The organism is Marinicella meishanensis, assembly GCF_019931145.1.
Classification (GTDB): Bacteria; Pseudomonadota; Gammaproteobacteria; order Xanthomonadales; family Marinicellaceae; genus Marinicella; species Marinicella meishanensis.
In genome coordinates, this window is sequence record NZ_JAIOUV010000008.1 from 173200 (window position 1) to 193031 (window position 19832).

Consider the following 19832-nt stretch of genomic DNA (forward strand, 5'->3'; position numbering starts at 1 on the left):
TCACGGTATTTTTTGACATATTCATCTGACATGATTGTTGATTAATGAGATCTCGATTATGTCGTTCGAACCTGACTTTTGGGTGTGCTTTTCAATTGAAAAATGTGGCAAAAACATCTTTGTTTTGTGGAGATTTTGATGTGAGTCTCGTTAATCTACCGCCTCAATGGTCAGTTTGACAGTCACTTACAAGGCTTTCTGCTGTCAGGTACTGGCCGAACACAAAGACCGCCTAAGGCTCCACCTTGGCATCACCGCAATTTTGGCCGAAAAAAAACTATAATAGGCATGAATGTGCGTTGCCAATCTCTTTGAGTGGCCTGTTTTTTTATGCCATTTTTAGCATGACCATGGGTGAATCAATTCAATGAATACCGAACGAAACAAAGCTGATGCTTGGCACTCAAATCAATTCAGTTTTTGCCCCAGCTTGGGCAGTATATTCAGAGATGGAGAATTTGTTCACATCAGCCCAAAAGCTTCAGCGGTGCTGGCCTTGTTGTGTGAAAACAGTCCCAGAATAGTCAGCAAATTTGAGATTCTCGATGCCGTTTGGCCCAATCAAGAAATCCTTGATACGGCAGTGGCAGACATCATCAGAACCATCAGAGCTGCTTTGAAAGAACAACAAAAAGGCGATCTGATGGTGACAGTCCCCAAACAGGGATACAAAATCAATGTCAAATTATCACCCATTGACATTGCTGGATTCGAAAAACTCGGTGAGGCCGAAAACCAACAAAAAACAACAACAAGACACCCTTTGCGCATTGTGGCAATGACCTCATTAACCCTGGTTTTGTTGGGTTTGTTGGTCTACTCAAAATCCAACCATGAAACGGTCATTTTTGATTCATCTTTTGCTTCAGAGCTGTCCAGAGCGAAAACCTTATATGAACAATACACCCGAATCAGTAACAGGGATGCCATTGACATCTTAGAGAAGTTGTTGGAAACAGAGCCCCATGACCCACAATTAATGAGTTTGCTGTCCGATGCCTATTCACAACAGGTGGATCGTTTCAATGACTTCAGCAAGGACTGGGTGGAAATGGCCTTGGATTTGTCAAACCAAAACATTGCCATCAACCCAAACGTTGCCGAGGCCTGGAAGTCTCTGGGTTTGGCTTACGCGGTGAATGGCCAATTGGATGACGCCAAATCGGCATACCTCAAAGCCATTCAACTCAACCCCAATTATTACACTGCCATCCTCAATCGTGCTTACATTGAAACCATCCAAGGCAATTTTTCTGCGGCATTGGCCATCTATAAAGAACAATTGGATGTCGATCAATCCAACCCATACATCTATTTACACATTGCCAATTGTTACCGTGATTTGGGTTTTTATGGGGTGGCCAATGAGTGGTATGAAATTGGCATGGACTTGAAACCCAGTCAAGTCATCGATAAGTTGGACTATTACATGAATCATGTGTATCTGGGCAAATTTGACTTGATTGCAACAGAATTGAATCAAAGTCAATTTTCAGAATCTGAGATCTTACCCTACAAACAATTGTTTCATTTGCTGAAACTGGCTGCTGAAAACGACCCAATCGCCACACAAGAGTTCTACCAATCCATCACTTTGGCAGACTATCAAAACAATGTTTTTTTGCATGAGTTGATCAACCTCTTTCTGCCCAATATGAAAGAAACCTCAGAATATGAAGCCTTACTGCAACTGGTTTTCAGATTCAAAGCGCGGTATTTAAGCAGGATTGAATCAGGTCACCATGTGCCTTTGTATTACATCAATTTAGCCATCATCGAGTACCACACAGGTCAAGAAGAACAAGCCATACAATGGTTTGATCAAGCCATTGATTTGGGGTTCAGGAAACTGGATTACTTGTTATTAATAAAGCCTTTTGGCGCTGACCCCAGTAAAGAAATCAAGACCAGATATCAGCGCATTGAGAAACTCTTGAAGAAAGAAAAGGAACAAGCCATCCGCATCGGCATTGGCTTTGCCTAAGCTGGTTTGTAACGCCCACCTGGTCTGTGCTCACCATCAAGCTTGTAAAAGTAGATGTGCGCCTGTTGTGCATTGGCACAAATCACAGCCTGGTTTCATTCACAAGGCTTGCCAACGATTTTTTGAATGGGAATTGAACCCGATAAGTTTTCTGCGAAGATGTCGTATTTGACCAAGCCAAAATTACAATCGTAGAACTCGATTTCAATGGTTCCATAGGAAGCGGGCTCTGAAACCTCCACCTGATTGGCCTGATCAAAAAAGCCACTTTTGACGTTTAAAATATCCAACCTGGCTTTGTTTCCTGAAAAATCACCACTGGCTGCCAACCACCTTTGGTCCGTATGACCAACTGTGTTGTTGATCGCTGCCGATGATCCGGTTTGTTTGGATTGAAAAGTGAACCAAGTCATGAAAAACAAGTGCGACACTTCAATGTTAAATCCTCGACCACCGGAAATGGGGTTGAACCAATTGCCATTGATGGCATCGGTGATGATGAAATCATTGTTTGGTTTGTCATAATCAACCACATGCACTTTGAAGTAATCGATGTACCCTTCTTCATCGATCGCGGCAATGCTGAAATTTAAATTGCGGTATTGCTGGCTTGAGACCGGGGGAACAGTCAGTACTTGTCCGTTCAATTTGAATTCAGATGGGGCGCCTATGAGTTGATACCTCAGGTTTCCACTCAGCCCCAATTCAACCAACTGATGGGTTTGTGCCGCACCATTGATGACGAAAGATTTACCAGACACGGGGTAAAACCGGGGTGCATATTGGGTGGTTTCTTGCACCACAAAATGTTGCTGATATTGGCTGCCTTGGTCATTTTCAATCAGCAGTGTCCAAACACCTTTGGCCGCCTCCTCATTGACCATGAATGGCACAGCGTCCACATACCACCCATATCGACGCTTGGTGCTCAAGGTGTAATTGCTGGTGTAGAATCTGTCGCCACTTGGATCCAATACAATCATTGTCAACTGATCTCCCACATTGCCTTGGAATTGAGCCCAAATGGCTATCATCGCTTCGTCTGAAGCGATACCAACAGGCTGTATCAATCGTTCTTTCAAAGGCACCAAGGGGCCAAATTGATACACACCCTGGAACCCCATTTCTAAAGTCACTCCGGCATCCAGGACCCGCAAAGGATCATCCGATACATAGTCAATTTGATTTTCCCACAACCCTTCATGGGGATTACAATTGCCGGCAAACGGGTCCACCGCGTCACTGAAGTTCTGAGAATTGTTAACTTGAAAGTGGAGGTGAGGTATGGGTGTATTGCCTGAACTGGCGACATAACCCAATAGTTGGCCTTGCTCAACCCGATCACCCACTTGCACTGTGATGGAGTCTTTGCGCATGTGCCAATACAAAGCATATTGTCCGTCATCATGCCGAATCCAGACACCATTGCCTGTGCCATCGTAAGGTGGCCAAAAATTGCGGTCCGGTTGGTTGCTGGTTGCTGATGTCACGACCCCTGACTGGGCCGCAACCACCCCAACCTCTTGGTCTGAATCCCGAAAGGAGTTGACCGCCATGTCAGTGCCATGATGGCCATCATACCCATGTGTGGTTCCACAACTGTGGTCACGGAAAAAATTGCTTGTTGGGTTTTGATCCATGTAATTTGAAATATAGGTTTTGTTGTGGATTTCATGGTTTAAAGGCCAAACCAAGGGTCCTTGAGCCAAAACAGAACTGGATGCCAAGGCGAAAAAAATGATCATGGGGTTGAGTTTGTTGAACATGTGAGCCTGAAACGTATTAATCACTTCGATCTTACGATCAGTCAGGCAAATTCCTTTGTTGAAAACTTGGAAGAAGGGTGTTGTTTGTGTGTGAATCAGCGGCATAACCACCCAATTTGTAGCCAACTGATTGGTTTTGTGCTCAGAAGTGACCAAAGATTGGAACAAAAAAAGGGCACCTGAGTGCCCTTTTGATCCTTCCTAATGGTTTTCTCATCACTGGAATTCGATGCTCCAGGAATCGATGTAGCCGGTGTCTTGGGCGGCGCGGTCTTTGACCCGGAGGCGCCATTCTCCCGACGCGCTGACGCTGGCCGCGTTGATGGTGGTGGTCTTGCTCAAGTTGTCCGCACTGTCGTTGCTGTTGGTGCGGCTGTGCAAGGTGGCGGTGGCGCCATTGGGCGCAATCAAATCCACTTCCAAGTCACCACGCCAGGTGTGCACAATGGCAAACGACACTTCGACGGTGCCGGCATTGCCCGAACGGTTGACGTTGATCGAACTGGTGATGCCGGTGGCGTTGTTGTCCGGAATGTTGACGTTGCTGGTGTTTTGGAAGAAGTCTTGCTCAGACGACCCGGCGGTGTAACTGCCCACCAAGCTGACGCCCGAGTACGGATCATAGCCATGGATCATCACATGATAGGTACCGGCTTGCACATTGGTGATGTCACAGGTTTCGTTGTTACCGGTCAACCAGGGGCGACAATCACGCACCGACAAGGTCGGCTCGGCCCCATAACGCACATACAGATCGGCATCGCCTGAGCCACCGCTGATGCTGAAACTCAAATCAGTCGCTCCAGCAGGCACTGCCAAAGTGAAACGGCGTTCGCTGCCATCAGCACCGGACAAACCGGTCACGGCCACGCCGTTGGTCAACTCGGTGTCACCCGGTGGGGGTGGATCGGTGTCCAGTGAAGCAATTGCCGCAGCGGCATTGGCATAGCCCGCGCCACAAATCGAGGTGGTGCATTGGTGGTCTGACACATTGGCGAATGAGTCGGCCGTGTCTTTGATCACCTGTTCCACTTCGGCTGGGGTCAGGGTGCCATCAACCGATTTGATCAAGGCGGCCAAACCGGCCACATGGGGGGCGGCCATCGAGGTGCCCTGTGACCAATCATAGCTGTTGCTGCCAGGACTGGTGGTGCCCGTATTATAGGTCGACAGGATCATGTCGGTGGTGCGCACGGTGCCACCACGACAGTCACTGGCTGAAGTGGGCGCCGCATCGGTGATGGGGTCACACAAATCGCCGCCGGGCGCGGTGATGTCAATCGCCGAACCAAAGTTGGAATAATACGCCCGAGAACCATCGCGGGCTCCGGCCGCCACCGAAATCACATTGGCACAGTTGCCCGGTGGGTAACCGTCACTGGAATTGTCGTTACCCGCGGCCACCACCACGGTGGCCCCGGCACTGACCGCGGCATTGATGGCACTGGCATAGGTGCTGGAGCACGGTGATGGCACCGTTGAACCCAAACTCATGTTGATCACATCGGCTGGGTTGGGGTTGTTGGGCACGCCGCTGACTGACAGACCGGCCGCCCAGCGCACGCCATCGGCGATGTCAGACAGCGAACCACCACAGGTTCCCAACACCCGCACGGGCACCAGGTTGACATTCCAAGCCACACCGGCGACCCCACTGTTGTTGTCCGAAACCGCAGCCACGGTACCAGCCACGTGTGTCCCATGCCAAGATGAATCCTGGGCGGGATTGTCACCACATTGGTTTTCGGTGACCCAATCACCCGGGTCCTGGGCGTTGCTGTCACGGCCATTGCCATCATTGGCCACCGAAGTGGACGAAATCATGTCGTATTCTCCAACCACATTACCGACCAAGTCAGGATGCGGGCGATAGCCGGTGTCCAACACCGCCACAGTGACCGCGGTCGAACCGGTGGTTTCGTCCCAAGCACCAGGCAATTTCATGCCACCGACCGAATTGGAATAGTGCCACTGTTCGTTGTAGCGCGAATCATTGGGGGTGCGGTAAGCGACCATCCAAGCATCGATTTCGGCGTATTCCACATCGTCGCGTTGGCTGATCTCATCCACCACCTTTTGTAAATCAGCCGTGGTGGCTTGTTGTTTCAAGTGCACCGTTAACACCTCGGCATCACCCGACATCATGCGTTTGAACGACAGGGGCACGCCCAGCGCTTTACTCAGTTGTGCGGTTTTGTTTGTGGCCTCCGCTGCTGAGGCTGATTTTTCACTGGCTTTGTACTTAACAATGATGTTGCTAGCCAGGGGATGGGCCTCCGCGCCAAAAGCATGCAACGTGCTGCCTTGCACCGTCATCGGCGTCAGACTTGGGTGTGATAAATAATCAGGGTCATCCTGAGCCATGAGTTGGGTGCTGATTGCCGCACACAAGGAAAGCAGGACCGGTTTGGTCACCTGTTGTTTTTGAAACATGATGAAATGTACTCCTCTTTTTTTGGTTGTAATTATGCATCGGATTGTAGGCCAAGCAGGGCCTGCTTTAATCCGAGCAACCATGCTGTCATGTCAATCCCGTTAAAAATGTGAAGGAATTCACAAGATATTCAATCCAATGACTACTTTGGCTTTGAACGATTGATTTTTTGAATCACACCAGGATTTGATGGCGTCCACCATCGGCCGCATCCGCTGCAGTCGCTGTTTGATATATAATCTGCGACATGACATACATCATGACCGGAATCGAAGGATTCGAACTCACCAAGCAAGACCTGCACAACCTCAACCACCCACTGACTTGTGGGGTGATCCTGTTCAAGCGCAATTTCCACAGTCACCCGCAACTGACGGCATTGATCCGCCAGATCCGTGCGTTGAAAGGCCAACAGTTCCTGCTGGCGGTGGATCAAGAAGGGGGACGGGTGGTCCGTTTTGGCTTGCCCTTCACGCAACTGCCGCCCTTGGGTTTGCTGGGCAAAACCTATGCCCAGGACCGTGACTGGGCCAAAACCCTGACCCACCTGCATGCCTGGTTGATGGCCAGCGAATTGCTCAGCGTCGGGGTGGACTTGAGTTTTGCCCCGGTGCTGGATCTGGACAACGGCAGCGATGTGATTGGGGATCGTGCGTTTGCCACCGAACCCGATCTGGTCACTGAGCTGGGTGGCATCTATTGTGCGGGCATGCAAGCTGCGGGCATGAAAACCACCGCCAAACACTACCCGGGTCATGGCACCGTCAAAGCCGATTCGCATTTTGCATTGCCGCAGGATGACCGCCCCCGTGAAGCGCTGTTTGAACACGACATGCTGCCGTTCAGTCGCCTGATTCCGACTGGCTGCATCGATGCCATGATGTTGTCGCATGTGATTTACAACCAGGTGTGTGAATTGCCGGCTGGTTACTCAGCCGTGTGGCAACAACAGATTTTGCGTCAGCAACAACAGTTCAAGGGGGTTTCGATCAGCGATGATTTGGGCATGAAAGCCGCCGAATGCGTGGGCGACATTCACCAAAGGTACCAGGCTTGTGTCTCCGCCGACATCGACTTGACCTTGGTTTGCGAAGCAGAATTGTGCACCGAATTGTATTCAAACAATCGTTTGAAATATTTGCCCAACAACAAGCAAAAATTGCTTAAAATAATGCGCTTACAAGGCCACTCCACCTTGGACACCGGGCGTCCCTTTTGGGAACAAATGCGTTGGCAACAAGCCCGCAAAGCCTTGGTGACCTTATTGGCCCAGATTTCGGCAACACACAAAACACAGACATAAACCGACCCATGACAAACCAGCACTACCCGCACCTTTTCCAACCCCTGAAAGTGGGCAACAAAACCATCAACAACCGCGTGTTGATGGGCTCCATGCACACCGGCCTGGAAGACCGGCCGAAAAACTACCCCAAACTGGCCGAGTATTTCAAACAACGGGCTGCTGGTGAAGCCGGCATCATCGTCACCGGCGGCATCGCCCCCAACATCGCCGGCTGGGTTGGCCCGTTTTCTGGTTTTTTGAAATATGGTTTTCAGGTCAAACGACACCGCTTGGTGACCGAAGCAGTCCACAGCGTGGGTGGTTTGATCTGCATGCAGATTTTGCACTCCGGACGCTATGGCTACCACCCGTTCAATGTGTCGGCCACCGACAAACAATCACCCATCACCCCATTCAAACCGAAAAAACTGAGCGACAAAAAAATCCACAAACAGATCAAGGATTTCGTCAATTGCGCACGCTTGGCACAAAAAGCCCACTACGATGGCGTGGAGATCATGGGTTCTGAAGGTTACCTGATCAACCAGTTCATTTCACCGCGCACCAATGACCGCGATGACGACTGGGGTGGCTCATATGAAAACCGCACCCGCTTTGCCTTGGAGATCGTTAAGCAAACCCGCGCTGCGGTGGGTGAGGACTTCATCATCATTTTTCGCTTGTCGATGTTGGAGCTGGTCAACAACGGTTCTTCCATCGATGAAGTGATTCGTCTCGCCCAAGATTTGGAGCAAGCCGGGGTCAGCATCATCAACACCGGCATCGGCTGGCACGAAGCCCGGGTGCCGACCATCGCCACCATGGTGCCCCGTGCCGGTTTTGCCTGGGTCACCGAGTTGATCAAACAAGCCGTCAGCGTGCCGCTGGTGACCACCAACCGCATCAACCACCCACAAGTGGCCGAGGACATCATTGCTTCCGGCAAAGCCGACATGGTATCCATGGCGCGCCCTTTCTTGGCCGATCCTGAGCTGGTGAAAAAGTCCCGCTTAGGCCAAGCACAAGACATCAACATCTGCATTGGCTGTAACCAAGCCTGCCTGGATCATGTGTTCAAAAACCAAATGGCCAGTTGTCTGGTCAACCCGGCCGCATGCCACGAGACCGAATTCGAAAAACAACCCACCCAAAAATCCAAAAACATTGCCGTGGTGGGCGCCGGTATGGCCGGTTTGTCTTGTGCCACCACCTTGGCTGAACGTGGTCACCAAGTGACCTTGTTTGAAGCATCTGACAAAATCGGCGGCCAATTCAATCTGGCCGCAGCCATTCCCGGCAAAGAAGAATTCGTCCACACCATCAACTACTTCAGTCATTTGTTGGACAAGCATGGCGTGACCTTGAAGTTGAACCACCCCGCCACCGCAAGCGATCTGGACGGTTTTGATGAGGTGGTGATCGCTTCGGGCGTGGTGCCACGGGTGCCAGGCATCGAAGGCATCGACCATGACAAAGTCATTTTATATCACGACCTGCTCAGCGGCCGCAAAAAGGCCGGTCATAAAGTGGCGGTCATTGGGGCCGGTGGCATCGGATTTGATGTGTCCGAGTACCTGTCGGTTGAAAACCCGGATCAAGCGCAAACCATTGATGAATTTTGTGCCGAATGGGGCATCGACCAATCGATCCAAGCCCCGGGCGGCTTGGTCAAGGCCCACGATGAAAAATCAGCCCGTGAAATCACCATGTTGCAACGCAAAACCAGCAAACCCGGCAAAGGCCTGGGCAAGACCACCGGCTGGATCCATCGACTGAGCTTGAAAAAGAAGGGGATCAAAACCCTCACTGGTGTTCAATACCACAAAATCGATGACCAAGGCTTGCACATCACCGTCAAAGAACAGCCCCAGGTGCTTGACGTGGATCACGTGGTCATCTGTGCCGGTCAGTTGTCGAACAAAGACCTGTACCAAACCGACGACCATTTTCACATCATCGGCGGTGCCGATGTGGCCGCCGAATTGGACGCCAAGCGTGCCATCAAACAAGGCACCGAATTGGGCTTGAAACTTTAACCCATGGTTGGGTGGACTCCGCCCACCACAATGAAATCGTGCAGCCATACCTTGTCAATGATGGGCCAATCCCATCTCTGGATTGCCATCCTTTTTTGGGCTCTTCATCCTGTGCTCAAGCCCAAGATCAACCCATTGTGATGGGCGAAACCCAAGCCCCCATCGGCTTTGTGCTACAATAATCACACGAGAACAAAGGTGTGTACTGATCAAACAGATTTTTATTACCATTTTGATTGCTGCGGGCTTGTCATTGGGGCAAGCTCAAGTCAATGGCACGGCCAAGATTGAACGGCATGTGATCGCCAATGGCGGAGGCCAGTCTGCTGGTGGCTCTGTGGCCGTGACCGGCACCATCGCACAACCAGCTGCCAATCAACTGAGCACCGCAGGCCCCTATGCTTTACAAGGTGGGTTTTGGTCTGAACACATGATCAGTGACGTGATATTTAAAACTGGCTTCGGGCCATGAAGCGGGGATGAAAATGAAACATGTTATCCGTGGGTTATTCTGTTGGTTGTTGCTGCAACCTGTTCATGCCGATCCAGTCGGCACAGGATTTACCTACCAAGGTCAATTGACCATCAACGGGGCCACCACCACCGGGGTCTACGACTTCAGTTTTGAATTGCATGACGCGGCGCAGTCTGGCCAGTCTTTGGGCCTGGTCATTGTCGAAGACTTGGCTGTCAACAATTCCATTTTCACCACTGAGTTGGATTTTGGCGATGCCCCATTCATGGGCGAACAACTGTGGTTAGAAATTGGGGTGCGAGACGGTGGCAGTGTCGGTGGATTCCAACAAATGCTGCCACGCCAAAAACTCAATGCCTCACCCTACGCCATCCAGTCCCAATTCATTGCTGATGATGCCGTGGGCAGCCTGCAAATTGTCGATGGCAGCATCGGTACAAGCGACATTGCCAACCAAAGCATCACCACCCCGCTGTTGGCAGACAGCGCGGTTGCAGCCAACCAACTGGCCAATGCCGCGGTGGGCACCAGCAAGCTGGAAAATGCCGCCGTGACCACAGTCAAAATAGCCGACGCCGCCATCACCCAAAGCAAATTGGCCGATGATGCAGTGGGCGCCGATCAAGTCATGCCATCCGAAGTGCAGCTGCGGGTTGCCAACACATGTTCGGTCGGCAGCTTCATCCAAAGCATCAACCCAGACGGCAGTGTGGTGTGTGGCTCAGCCGAGCCGCCGGCCGAACCCATGGCTGGCAGTGTGTTGTTGTCACCAACCCAACAACAACAGCTCAACCGCTGGGCCGGTAATGAAAATCAATTGTGGCAACGGTGTTACCAGTTAACGGTTGATGGCGCCAGTTCAGCCACTTTTCATAGCCAGTGTGACAACCGTGGACCGTCGATCTCAATCATGCAAAAGTCCGACGGTCACTTATTTGGGGGTTACACCCAAAATTCCTGGTCAGGCTCCTTCGGATACCGAGGCCATGACCCGGCTTTTCTGTTTGTCTTGAACCCCACCACTGAACGTTTTCCCTCGGGCTATTACTATGATCGCAGCACTTACAGCCACATCAATTACGGCACCACATTTGGCAACGGTCATGACATTTACATCAATACTTCTATGCAACTGGCTTACTGTAACTTCCCCTATACCTATTCATGCGACGGGGTCAGCGGGGCTTCTCCCAACAACGCTTGCTCCCAACGACTGTGTGGCCTCAATGCTGGCGTTACTGTGAATGAAACTTTGACCGAACTGGAAGTGTGGATCATGCAGGAATGACAGCCAACAGGCTGCTGTGGGTGTTAAGATAAGTCTTTTTTGATGACAACACCCATGAACCCAACCACCCTCGACAACTTACCCCTGATCAAAGCCCGTGTACTGGATCGCCTGATCGATCACCTGGACCAGCACAAAGAAGTGCAAAATATCGACCTGATGATCCTGGCCAAATTCTGCCGCAACTGCCTGTCCAAATGGATGGTCGCCGAAGCCGAAGCTTTGGGTGAAACCCTGGGCATTGAAGACGCCCGCCGCAGCGTCTACAAAATGGATTACGCCGAGTGGAAAGCCAAACACCAGACCGAAGCCACCCCCGAACAGCTGGCCCAATTCCAACAATCCCAAAAATAATCAATTCTGCCGATCTCCGAACCGCATAAGGCGTCACCAACCATGATGATGGGCGAAGCCCAACCTACGCTCTGTGGGGTGGGCTTTGCCCACCCCAAATAAGCGCACCGTGCCTGTCGAGTCCCTATCGGTTGTCATCCTGCGGCTTGACCGCAGGATCCAGGCAGGTAATACTTGCAGCCTCTACAGGTCATCTAACAGCCGACATTCAAACCACCTGGATTCTGTGGTCAAGCCACAGAATGACACAGTTTGTGGTAATGAATAATCTGAATAGGATTCTTCATTGGAACCTTTTTCACCGATTGAACACCACCGTTCTGACCCCGTTAATCAGCACCCGGTGTTCGGCATGCCACTTGACCGCGCGGTTCAGCACCATGGCTTCGATGTCACGGCCGATGTTGGTCAACTCTTCGGGTGAATTGGCGTGGGAAACCCGTTCCACCGCCTGCTCAATGATGGGTCCTTCGTCCAGATCAGCGGTGACATAATGGGCGGTGGCGCCAATTTGTTTGACCCCGCGATGGAATGCCTGATGATACGGCCTGGCGCCAACAAAACCCGGTAAAAAGGAGTGATGGATGTTGATGATGCGACCGGCCAGTAGTTCACACAGCCCGGGAGACAAGATTTGCATATAGCGGGCCAGCACCAACAAATCCGCGCCACTGTCTTGATACACCATGAGCAGCTTGGCCTCTTGCTCGGCTTTCTGGTCCTTTTCGATCGGCAGATAATGGTAAGTCAGACCGTACCACTCGGCCATTTTTTCCATGATCCGATGGTTCGACACCACCCCCACCACCTCAATGGGTAAGCTTTGGTTGCGCCAGGCATTGAGCATGGCATTCAAGCAATGCCCCCAGTTGGACACCGCGATCAACACCTTGGGCCGGTGATATCGGTCGTGCATTTGCCAGCGCATGCGCATGCGCTCAGCCACTGGTGCAAAGGCCTGACGGATCGTGCTCAAAGTCTGTTCAGTACCGGCATTCTCCAACACGGTGCGCATGAAAAACAAATTGGTGTGCGGGTCTTCATGCTGCGATGACTCGATGATGTTGAATTGCTGGTCAGCGAAATGGTTGGCCACCGCCGCCACCACGCCAATTTGGTCCGGACAGCTGAGTTTTAAGATGATTTGTTGTTGGGCCATGTGCACGCTTGTTCCATCCTTAAAAGGCGTATATTACAAACCACACCAACATTCATCAATAGCCACCAGAGCTACAATGCAAAAAGAAAGACTCTGGGTACCGGCACCCGTTTTCACTGGGGGCAGGCTCTTCGCCGGTAAATCGTCAAGGATAATGTTGACTTTAACTTCCAAAACCATCATCCTCGGGCTTGGCTTACATGGACCTAAGTCCTTGAATCGAGACAGGATCGGAGATCGTGAACCGTGGATCCACTGGTTAAACATTCAGGAGAACATTGACTTCACATCAATTGAAACTGGAACTTTGGATATTTCACCACACTTGATTATTCGGCACCAAACAACGCGGCTGTTCCTGTGCGTAACTACTGATAAATGAAATCAATGTGGTTGGTGATTTCGGCCGAAATGTGTTGAATCGAAACCCACTCCATATCGAATGGCACGCCCATGGCATGGGCAAAGTCTCCGGCTTTGATGTGGACGTTGCCATCATCAAATCGCACACTCAATTGGCTGATGCTTTCGCCCAACTCGATCATGGACTCAAACCAAACGTCTTCCCCTGACACCACCATCAGGTCTATCGTGGGGCCAGGCTGGGTGCCATATTCTATGGTTAAGTAATGGTCTCGCTTCAGGTCCTTCAAGACCACAGCCAAGCGCGGTTCATCGTCTTCATCGCTGGATTCAATCACCGGTTTGATGGAGAAATCAAGGTTCAACCCAGCCAAATATTTGGCCTCAAAAAAGAACTCTTCATAATTACTGGGAGACAATTTTTGAGCAATGACCGCATCGTATTGCTCAGTCGGTACCGCCTCTGGTGCTTCAAACTGACACCCTGTCAACAACAAGACCCACACCATGAGCATGCCCAACCTCATAACTTCTCCTGCAGCAACTTGGCTTTGATGTGGACAATTTCATGGGTTTCTGAGTCCTCAGTGAAGCGCACCAAATCGGCCAATGCACTGGCAAAAAAGTTGCCATCCTCGCCTTTGATGTAAGCATAATAGGCATCCAGAAAATCCAGGTCAGTTTGCTGCGCTTTTTTCAGCAACTCAAATGCCGCCTCATATTGCCCTTGTTGGATGTGGATGCGAGCCAGCATGGTCCACTCATAGGCCAGATCCGTGTTATCAGAAAATGCCATGGCCGCTTCGACCGTCTGTTGCGCCTGCTCGTAGTCCCCCAATTGATACCAGGCCGTGGCCAAATTGTTGCGCAACAACACCGAATCAAAGCCCCGATCCAAAGCCATTTGGAAAACTTCACTGGCTCGTTGCATTTTGTTTGACTTGATTAAATTGAAGCCGTAGTTGTTATAAGTCGCCCGATCCGGGTCTTTGCTGTCCAAAATCTCTTGAAACAAGGTTTCCGCCGCATCCAGCTGTCCCAGCTCATCCAAAATGGTGGCCTTGAGGAACATGTTGTAGCGTTGTGGCTGATTCAGCTCGATGGCCTGGTTGATGGCCTTGAGGGCAGCCTCATACGATTCCATGTCATACCAGGCTTTGGCTTGCCCTTCGTAATAGTCACCGTCACTGGGGTCTTCGGCAATGGCTAAGGTGAAATCATGCAATGCCATCTGCGGAGAATCGTCATTGATATACGCCCAACCGCGGCGCTCCAACATCACCCCCTTGTTGCCATGCTGCAAGCCCAAAGTGGCGTAGTTGATGGCATCCAATGGCCGGTCCATCAAGGTGGAGATGTGACTCAGCTGGTAATATGTTTCCCAAAAGAAATCAATGAATTGGCGTGCGGTGTGCATGTCTTGCAAAGCCTGATCGTAATCACCCAGCTGTTTGTATCGCCACCCCCTGGAATAATACAGACGATCGTTTTGGGGCGAGATGGCAATGGCCCGGTCATAATAGGCAATGGCGGTGTGATAAGCGCCCAATTCAGAATGGGCCATGGCTTGGTGGCTCAACACACAAACTTGATTGGCATCGACTGCTGTGATGGCACCCAGCATGGTCAAGGTTTGCTGATAATCTGCGCTTTCATAAGCGGCCTGGGCCTGGGTGAATTGTTGGCGGTTGGCAGCGTCATTAAAAATGGAAAAAGCCAAGCTGGCCTGGCCTGCTTCGGTGATATTCAGTTGTTTGAGGGTGTCAGCCAAGACGTCTTGAGCCCGCCAGTAGAGCTGGTCATCGACGAATTGTGATTGTTCATCATCCACCTGCAGTTCGGTCTCGTCCCAATGGAACACCACTAGCACCGTTTCTTCGATGCAATGCACTTCTTCGTGCGCCGGGTATTTGTATTCAACGGCCTCAGACAGCGCGCTGCCATCGGCCAATGTGAGTTGTAATTGGGCATGATAGACATCGTCTTTGCGGCCCGCTGCGGCCACCGCCCAAGGCAGCCAACCAGCCAGCAGCAGCCAGCTCAGCCAATTTAGGCTTAATGCGTTCCTGTGGGTGTGTCTGCTGGCCATCCTGGTTCCTGTTGCTGTACCAGACACCGCGGCTGACCGGTGGGTGTCTGGCAACGCTCAAGTCTTATTGACGATAAAAATCCTTGATCGAAAAAGCCAACTCAAGAGCTTGTTCGTAGTTTAAACGGGGGTCGACTTGGGTGGTATAGGCTTTGCCCAGATCGGCCTCTTGCAAGGCCCTGGCGCCGCCGAGACACTCGGTGACGTTCTCACCGGTGAGTTCCAGATGCACACCGCCCAGGTGTGAGCCGTTGGCTTTGTGAATTTTGAAGGCCAATTCGACTTCTTTGCTGATGTTTTCAAAGCGTCTGGTTTTGTAACCATTGGATGTGGCTTCGGTGTTGCCGTGCATGGGGTCGGCGCACCAGATCACATCCAGCTTGGCTTTTTTCGCGGTGTTGATCAAGCGCGGTAAGTTGGCTTCGATGTTTTTCGCGCCAAAACGGTGGATCAAGGTCAGCTTGCCGGCTTCATTCTTGGGATTCAAGGTGCGACACAAGTCGATCAAATGATCGTCATCGGTTTCGGTACCAATTTTGACCCCAATGGGGTTTTCCACACCACGCAGCAACTCCACATGAGCGCTGTCCACTTGGTTGGTTCGAAGACCGATCCATGGGAAGTGGGCACTGAGATTGAAATAACCCTCTTGTCGCGGCACGGTGCGGGTCAGCGCCTGCTCATAATGCAGGTGCAAAGCTTCGTGGGCTGAGAAGAACTCGACGCTGGACAGGTTGTTGACTTTGCGACCCACCAACACTTCAGCAAACTGAATGGAATCTTTGATCTCGCCCACCAGTTGATGAAACTTTTCGGCATTTTTCGAATGCTTGACCCAGGCCAAGTCCCAGTACTCGGGGTGCCGAATGTCGGCAAAACCACCATCAACCAAGGCCCGAATGAAATTCATGGTCATGGCCGAATGGTGATACGCTTCCAACATTTTGTCGGGATTGGGTATCCGTGCCGCTTCGGTGAATTCATTTTGGTTGACGATGTCACCGCGGAACGAAGGCAAACTGACACCATCACGGGTTTCCAGATCTGCCGAACGGGGTTTGGCGTATTGACCGGCAAAACGGCCAACCCGGACCACCGGAATTTGGCAGCCATGGATCAACACCAGACTCATTTGGATCAGCACCTTCAGGCGGTTTGAGATGATCGAAGAATTGCAGTCAGCAAAGCTTTCGGCACAATCGCCACCTTGTACCAAAAACCGTTCACCACGGGACACTTCGGCCAAATACTGTTTCAAGCGCTTGATTTCCCAGGAGGTCACCAAAGGCGGTAGCGATGACAGTTTGGTCAAGGCCTGATCCAAGTGCGCTTGATCAGGGTAAATGGCTTGTTGTCTGATGGCTTTGTTTTTCCAGCTGTCCAGACTCCAAGTGTCTACGGGGGTATTGTTTGTTACGGTTTTCATGGTTCTTGGGTATTTTTAATTTTAATGAACATCCACAGGATGGTGTAGATAAACAGACCAATGAAACAAATCAAAGTCCAGGTGGGCATGCTCATGCCAAGGAATTCCCACTGAATGTCGGCACAGTTGCCCGAGGCACTGAGCACCGATGAAACGGCATCCCAAATGGATGAGTTTTCCATCATCATTTGCAAACTGGGTCCACAGTCTGGAACCAGTTCTGGTGGCAGGCCTTGCATCCAGACATGGCGGCCAGCAAGGCCGATGCCCGCAGCACTGCTGATGAGTATCAACACGCCCAAACCTTTGCGGCCCCAGTGTTGTACGGGTTTGAAGCTGCCCAACAGGAACAGCACGCCGATCACGATGAACACCACCCGCTGCAAGATGCACAAATTACAAGGCATCAAAAACATCACATGCTCAACATACAAAGCATAAGCCAGTAAGCCGGCACAGGTCAAAAACGGCAGTAAAGTCAGTAGTCTGAATTGATTTTTGGTCACACTCATCATGGTTTGATTCGAATTGGTTATGTTTTTTCTATGGGTAGAAGCGTAGGTTAGCAAATATAGACCGGGCAAAACACCCTTTATTCAATAATTTGATTGAATTTTTTGAAAAAATACACAGGCACAAAAAAACCCAACCAAAGCTGGGTTTTTTTGATGATTCATGTCAGGTCAGATCATTCACTGTCATCAGCCACTTCGACAGCAGCGGTTTTCAATGGACGGTCTACCAATTCGACATAGGCCATGGGCGCGTTGTCACCGGCACGGAAACCGCATTTCAGAATGCGCAAGTATCCGCCAGGACGCTCTTGGTAACGAGGGCCCAATTCGGTGAACAATTTGTTGACGATTTCCTTGCTGCGCAAGCGTGAAAACGCCAGCCTTCTGTTGGCCACTGAATCGACTTTGGCCAGTGTGATCAATTTTTCTGCCACCCGACGCAACTCTTTGGCTTTGGGCACAGTGGTTTTGATTAACTCATGCTCGAACAATGAAGTGGCCATGTTTTTGAACATGGCTTTTCTGTGAGATGAGGTTCTGTTTAATTTTCTACCTGATTTTCTGTGACGCATGATATTGCCCCTTATCCGATAAGACGCTCAGCAGTCCTGATCGCTGCTGGAGGCCAATTTTCTAAACGCACACCCAGAGTGAGACCCATCTCTGAAAGTACACCTTTGATTTCGTTCAATGATTTTTTACCCAAGTTAGGGGTCTTCAACAACTCCACTTCGGTTCTTTGAATCAAATCACCTATGTATTGAATGTTTTCCGCTTTCAGACAGTTGGCTGAACGCACGGTCAATTCCAATTCATCGATTGGTTTCAACAAAATAGGATTTAATTTTTCTTTCTCTTCTTTCTCTTCGACCGTGGTTTCGATCTTGAAGTCAATGAAGATGGCCATTTGCTCAACCAAAATTCTGGCTGCAGTGCGAACCGCGTCTTCGGCTGAAATCGAACCATCGGTGTCGATGTCCAGGATCAGCTTGTCCAGGTTGGTTTTTTGGTGCAAACGGGCGTTTTCCACATCGTAAGCCACGCGTTTCACTGGGCAGAAGCTGGCGTCCAACACCAACTGACCAATGGGTCGTGACTCTTCGGCGTGAATGCGGTTGGTAGAAGGTTCATAACCCACCCCTTTTTCCACCGTCATGCGCATGGTGATGGAAGCATTTTTGTCCAAGTGACAAATCACTTGTTCTGGATTGGCCACTTCAACACCTTCGGGCAATTGAATGTCAGCCGCCGTCACGGTACCGCCGGTGGCGTTGATTGAAATCTCTGCATCATCACGGTCAGGCATGATGAAAGACAGGGTTTTCAGGTTCAACAAAATTTCCACCACGTCTTCACGCACCCCTTCCAGGGTTGAGAATTCGTGTTGCACACCATCGATGCTCACTTCAGTGATGGCACACCCAGGGATCGACGACAGCAAAATTCTGCGAAACGCATTACCCAAGGTATGTCCAAAACCCCGCTCCAGAGGTTCAATGATTATTTTAGCGCTGTAATCAGAGCGTTCATCCACTTCGACCACTCGGGGGCGAAGTAATTTTGCCAATATGTCAGACATAATAAATCTCTCTGTTGGGGGTTGTTATTTCGAGTAAAGCTCAACAATCAAGTTTTCGTTGATGTCGGCAGGTAAATCATCGCGGTTTGGTACCGCTTTGAATTGTCCAACCATTTTGCCTGCATCGACCGTTACCCAATCAGCGAATAAATTCATTTCGCCCCACAATTCCAAAGCTTGTTTGATGCGCAATTGTTTTTTCGATTTTTCACGCACTTCCACTTCGTCACCGGCTTTCACCTGGTATGAAGGGATGTTACAAACACTGCCGTTAACCAAGATGGATTTGTGGCTGACCAATTGACGCGCTTCATTGCGGGTCACAGCAAAACCCATGCGGTAAACCACGTTGTCCAAACGAGATTCCAGCAGTTTCAACAGGTTTTCACCGGTCGCGCCTTTTTGCTTGGCGGCTTTTTTGTAGTAGTTAACGAATTGCTTTTCCAACACACCATAGGTTCTGCGAACTTTTTGCTTTTCACGCAGCTGTAAGGCGTAGTCAGAGGGCTTGTTTCTTTTACCAGCCAGACCGTGTTGGCCAGGAGCCACGTCAAGTTTACACTTGGTCTCCATGGCTCGGGCCGGGCTTTTAGTCATCAAATCGACGCCTTCGCGACGTGCCAATTTACATTTAGGACCTAAATATCTTGCCATTTTATATCTCCTTACACCCTGCGACGTTTGGGTGGTCTGCAACCATTGTGAGGAATCGGTGTAATATCAATGATGTTGGTTACACGAAAACCGAGGGCGTTCAATGCGCGAACAGATGATTCTCTGCCTGGACCTGGACCTTTAATTCGAACTTCAATGTTTTTCATACCGTATTCCTTAGCCACTTGGCCTGCTCTGTCAGCAGCCACCTGTGCAGCAAATGGGGTACTTTTTCTTGAACCTCTAAATCCAGACCCACCAGCCGTTGCCCACGACAAACCATTGCCTTGTCTGTCAGTGATCGTGATGATGGTATTGTTGAAAGACGCGTGTACGTGCGCGATGCCGTCAACAACAGTTCTTTTAATTTTCTTCTTAGTTTTTTGTGGTCTAGCCATTACATTTCTCTGATCTGATATCGCTTG

18 protein-coding genes are annotated in these 19832 nt (G+C 50.5%); 7 read left to right on the forward strand and 11 right to left on the reverse strand.

From position 1 onward, the window contains the following. Window positions 1–367 precede the first annotated feature (367 nt). Complete coding sequence (locus tag K7G70_RS14235) at window positions 368–1984, forward strand: tetratricopeptide repeat protein (RefSeq protein ID WP_223789327.1); 1617 nt, start codon at window positions 368–370, stop codon at window positions 1982–1984. A gap of 95 nt (window positions 1985–2079) precedes the next feature. On the opposite strand, the gene K7G70_RS14240 is transcribed toward K7G70_RS14235, so the two are convergent. Continuing rightward, on the reverse strand, window positions 2080–3750 hold the full coding sequence (locus tag K7G70_RS14240; RefSeq protein WP_348525087.1) for a M23 family metallopeptidase: 1671 nt from the start codon (window positions 3748–3750) through the stop codon (window positions 2080–2082). Between K7G70_RS14240 and K7G70_RS14245 the strand changes: the two genes are divergently transcribed. Then, entirely contained in the window at window positions 3685–3933 is a 249-nt protein-coding gene (locus tag K7G70_RS14245) for a hypothetical protein (RefSeq protein WP_223789329.1), read from the forward strand. The two genes, K7G70_RS14240 and K7G70_RS14245, sit on opposite strands and share 66 nt — an antisense overlap. A 33-nt stretch (window positions 3934–3966) precedes the next feature. On the opposite strand, the gene K7G70_RS14250 is transcribed toward K7G70_RS14245, so the two are convergent. Then, window positions 3967–6183, reverse strand: coding sequence for a S8 family serine peptidase (locus K7G70_RS14250; protein WP_223789330.1), 2217 nt, complete (start codon window positions 6181–6183; stop codon window positions 3967–3969). Window positions 6184–6431: 248 nt separating this feature from the next. Here K7G70_RS14250 and nagZ point away from each other — a divergent pair, with 248 nt between their 5' ends. The 5 genes from nagZ to K7G70_RS14275 all read left to right on the forward strand — a co-directional run bounded on the left by nagZ (window position 6432) and on the right by K7G70_RS14275 (window position 11622). Next, window positions 6432–7487: a beta-N-acetylhexosaminidase gene (gene nagZ / locus K7G70_RS14255; RefSeq protein WP_223789331.1), complete on the forward strand. Its 1056-nt coding sequence runs from the start codon at window positions 6432–6434 to the stop codon at window positions 7485–7487. 8 nt (window positions 7488–7495) lie between these two features. Continuing rightward, window positions 7496–9505, forward strand: a complete 2010-nt coding sequence (locus K7G70_RS14260; RefSeq protein WP_223789332.1) for an NADPH-dependent 2,4-dienoyl-CoA reductase — start codon at window positions 7496–7498, stop codon at window positions 9503–9505. 232 nt (window positions 9506–9737) lie between these two features. Further along, complete coding sequence (locus K7G70_RS14265; protein ID WP_223789333.1) at window positions 9738–9977, forward strand: hypothetical protein; 240 nt, start codon at window positions 9738–9740, stop codon at window positions 9975–9977. 13 nt (window positions 9978–9990) lie between these two features. After that, window positions 9991–11268: a TLD domain-containing protein gene (locus K7G70_RS14270; protein WP_223789334.1), complete on the forward strand. Its 1278-nt coding sequence runs from the start codon at window positions 9991–9993 to the stop codon at window positions 11266–11268. Between the two features lie 54 nt (window positions 11269–11322). Beyond that, entirely contained in the window at window positions 11323–11622 is a 300-nt protein-coding gene (locus K7G70_RS14275) for a DUF1244 domain-containing protein (RefSeq protein ID WP_223789335.1), read from the forward strand. A 298-nt stretch (window positions 11623–11920) separates the two neighbouring features. On the opposite strand, the gene purU is transcribed toward K7G70_RS14275, so the two are convergent. From purU to rpsK, 9 genes are all read right to left on the reverse strand, one after another. Continuing rightward, window positions 11921–12781, reverse strand: a complete 861-nt coding sequence (purU, locus tag K7G70_RS14280; protein ID WP_223789336.1) for a formyltetrahydrofolate deformylase — start codon at window positions 12779–12781, stop codon at window positions 11921–11923. A gap of 368 nt (window positions 12782–13149) precedes the next feature. Next, window positions 13150–13659, reverse strand: coding sequence for a hypothetical protein (locus K7G70_RS14285; protein WP_223789337.1), 510 nt, complete (start codon window positions 13657–13659; stop codon window positions 13150–13152). 8 nt (window positions 13660–13667) lie between these two features. After that, entirely contained in the window at window positions 13668–15233 is a 1566-nt protein-coding gene (locus K7G70_RS14290; RefSeq protein ID WP_223789338.1) for a tetratricopeptide repeat protein, read from the reverse strand. A 64-nt stretch (window positions 15234–15297) separates the two neighbouring features. Beyond that, entirely contained in the window at window positions 15298–16659 is a 1362-nt protein-coding gene (locus K7G70_RS14295; protein WP_223789339.1) for a class II 3-deoxy-7-phosphoheptulonate synthase, read from the reverse strand. Beyond that, window positions 16656–17174: a disulfide bond formation protein B gene (locus K7G70_RS14300; protein WP_223789340.1), complete on the reverse strand. Its 519-nt coding sequence runs from the start codon at window positions 17172–17174 to the stop codon at window positions 16656–16658. Before K7G70_RS14300 ends, K7G70_RS14295 begins: the two co-directional genes overlap by 4 nt. Before the next feature lie 173 nt (window positions 17175–17347). Beyond that, entirely contained in the window at window positions 17348–17746 is a 399-nt protein-coding gene (rplQ, locus tag K7G70_RS14305; RefSeq protein ID WP_223789341.1) for a 50S ribosomal protein L17, read from the reverse strand. A gap of 11 nt (window positions 17747–17757) precedes the next feature. After that, window positions 17758–18753 (reverse strand): DNA-directed RNA polymerase subunit alpha, encoded by a 996-nt coding sequence (locus K7G70_RS14310; RefSeq protein WP_223789342.1) that lies wholly within the window; start codon window positions 18751–18753, stop codon window positions 17758–17760. Between the two features lie 24 nt (window positions 18754–18777). Continuing rightward, window positions 18778–19407: a 30S ribosomal protein S4 gene (rpsD, locus tag K7G70_RS14315; protein WP_223789343.1), complete on the reverse strand. Its 630-nt coding sequence runs from the start codon at window positions 19405–19407 to the stop codon at window positions 18778–18780. Between the two features lie 11 nt (window positions 19408–19418). After that, the gene (rpsK, locus tag K7G70_RS14320) at window positions 19419–19805 is read right to left on the reverse strand and encodes a 30S ribosomal protein S11 (RefSeq protein WP_077413067.1); all 387 of its coding nucleotides are present in this window, start codon (window positions 19803–19805) and stop codon (window positions 19419–19421) included. Between the last annotated feature and the right edge of the window lie 27 nt (window positions 19806–19832).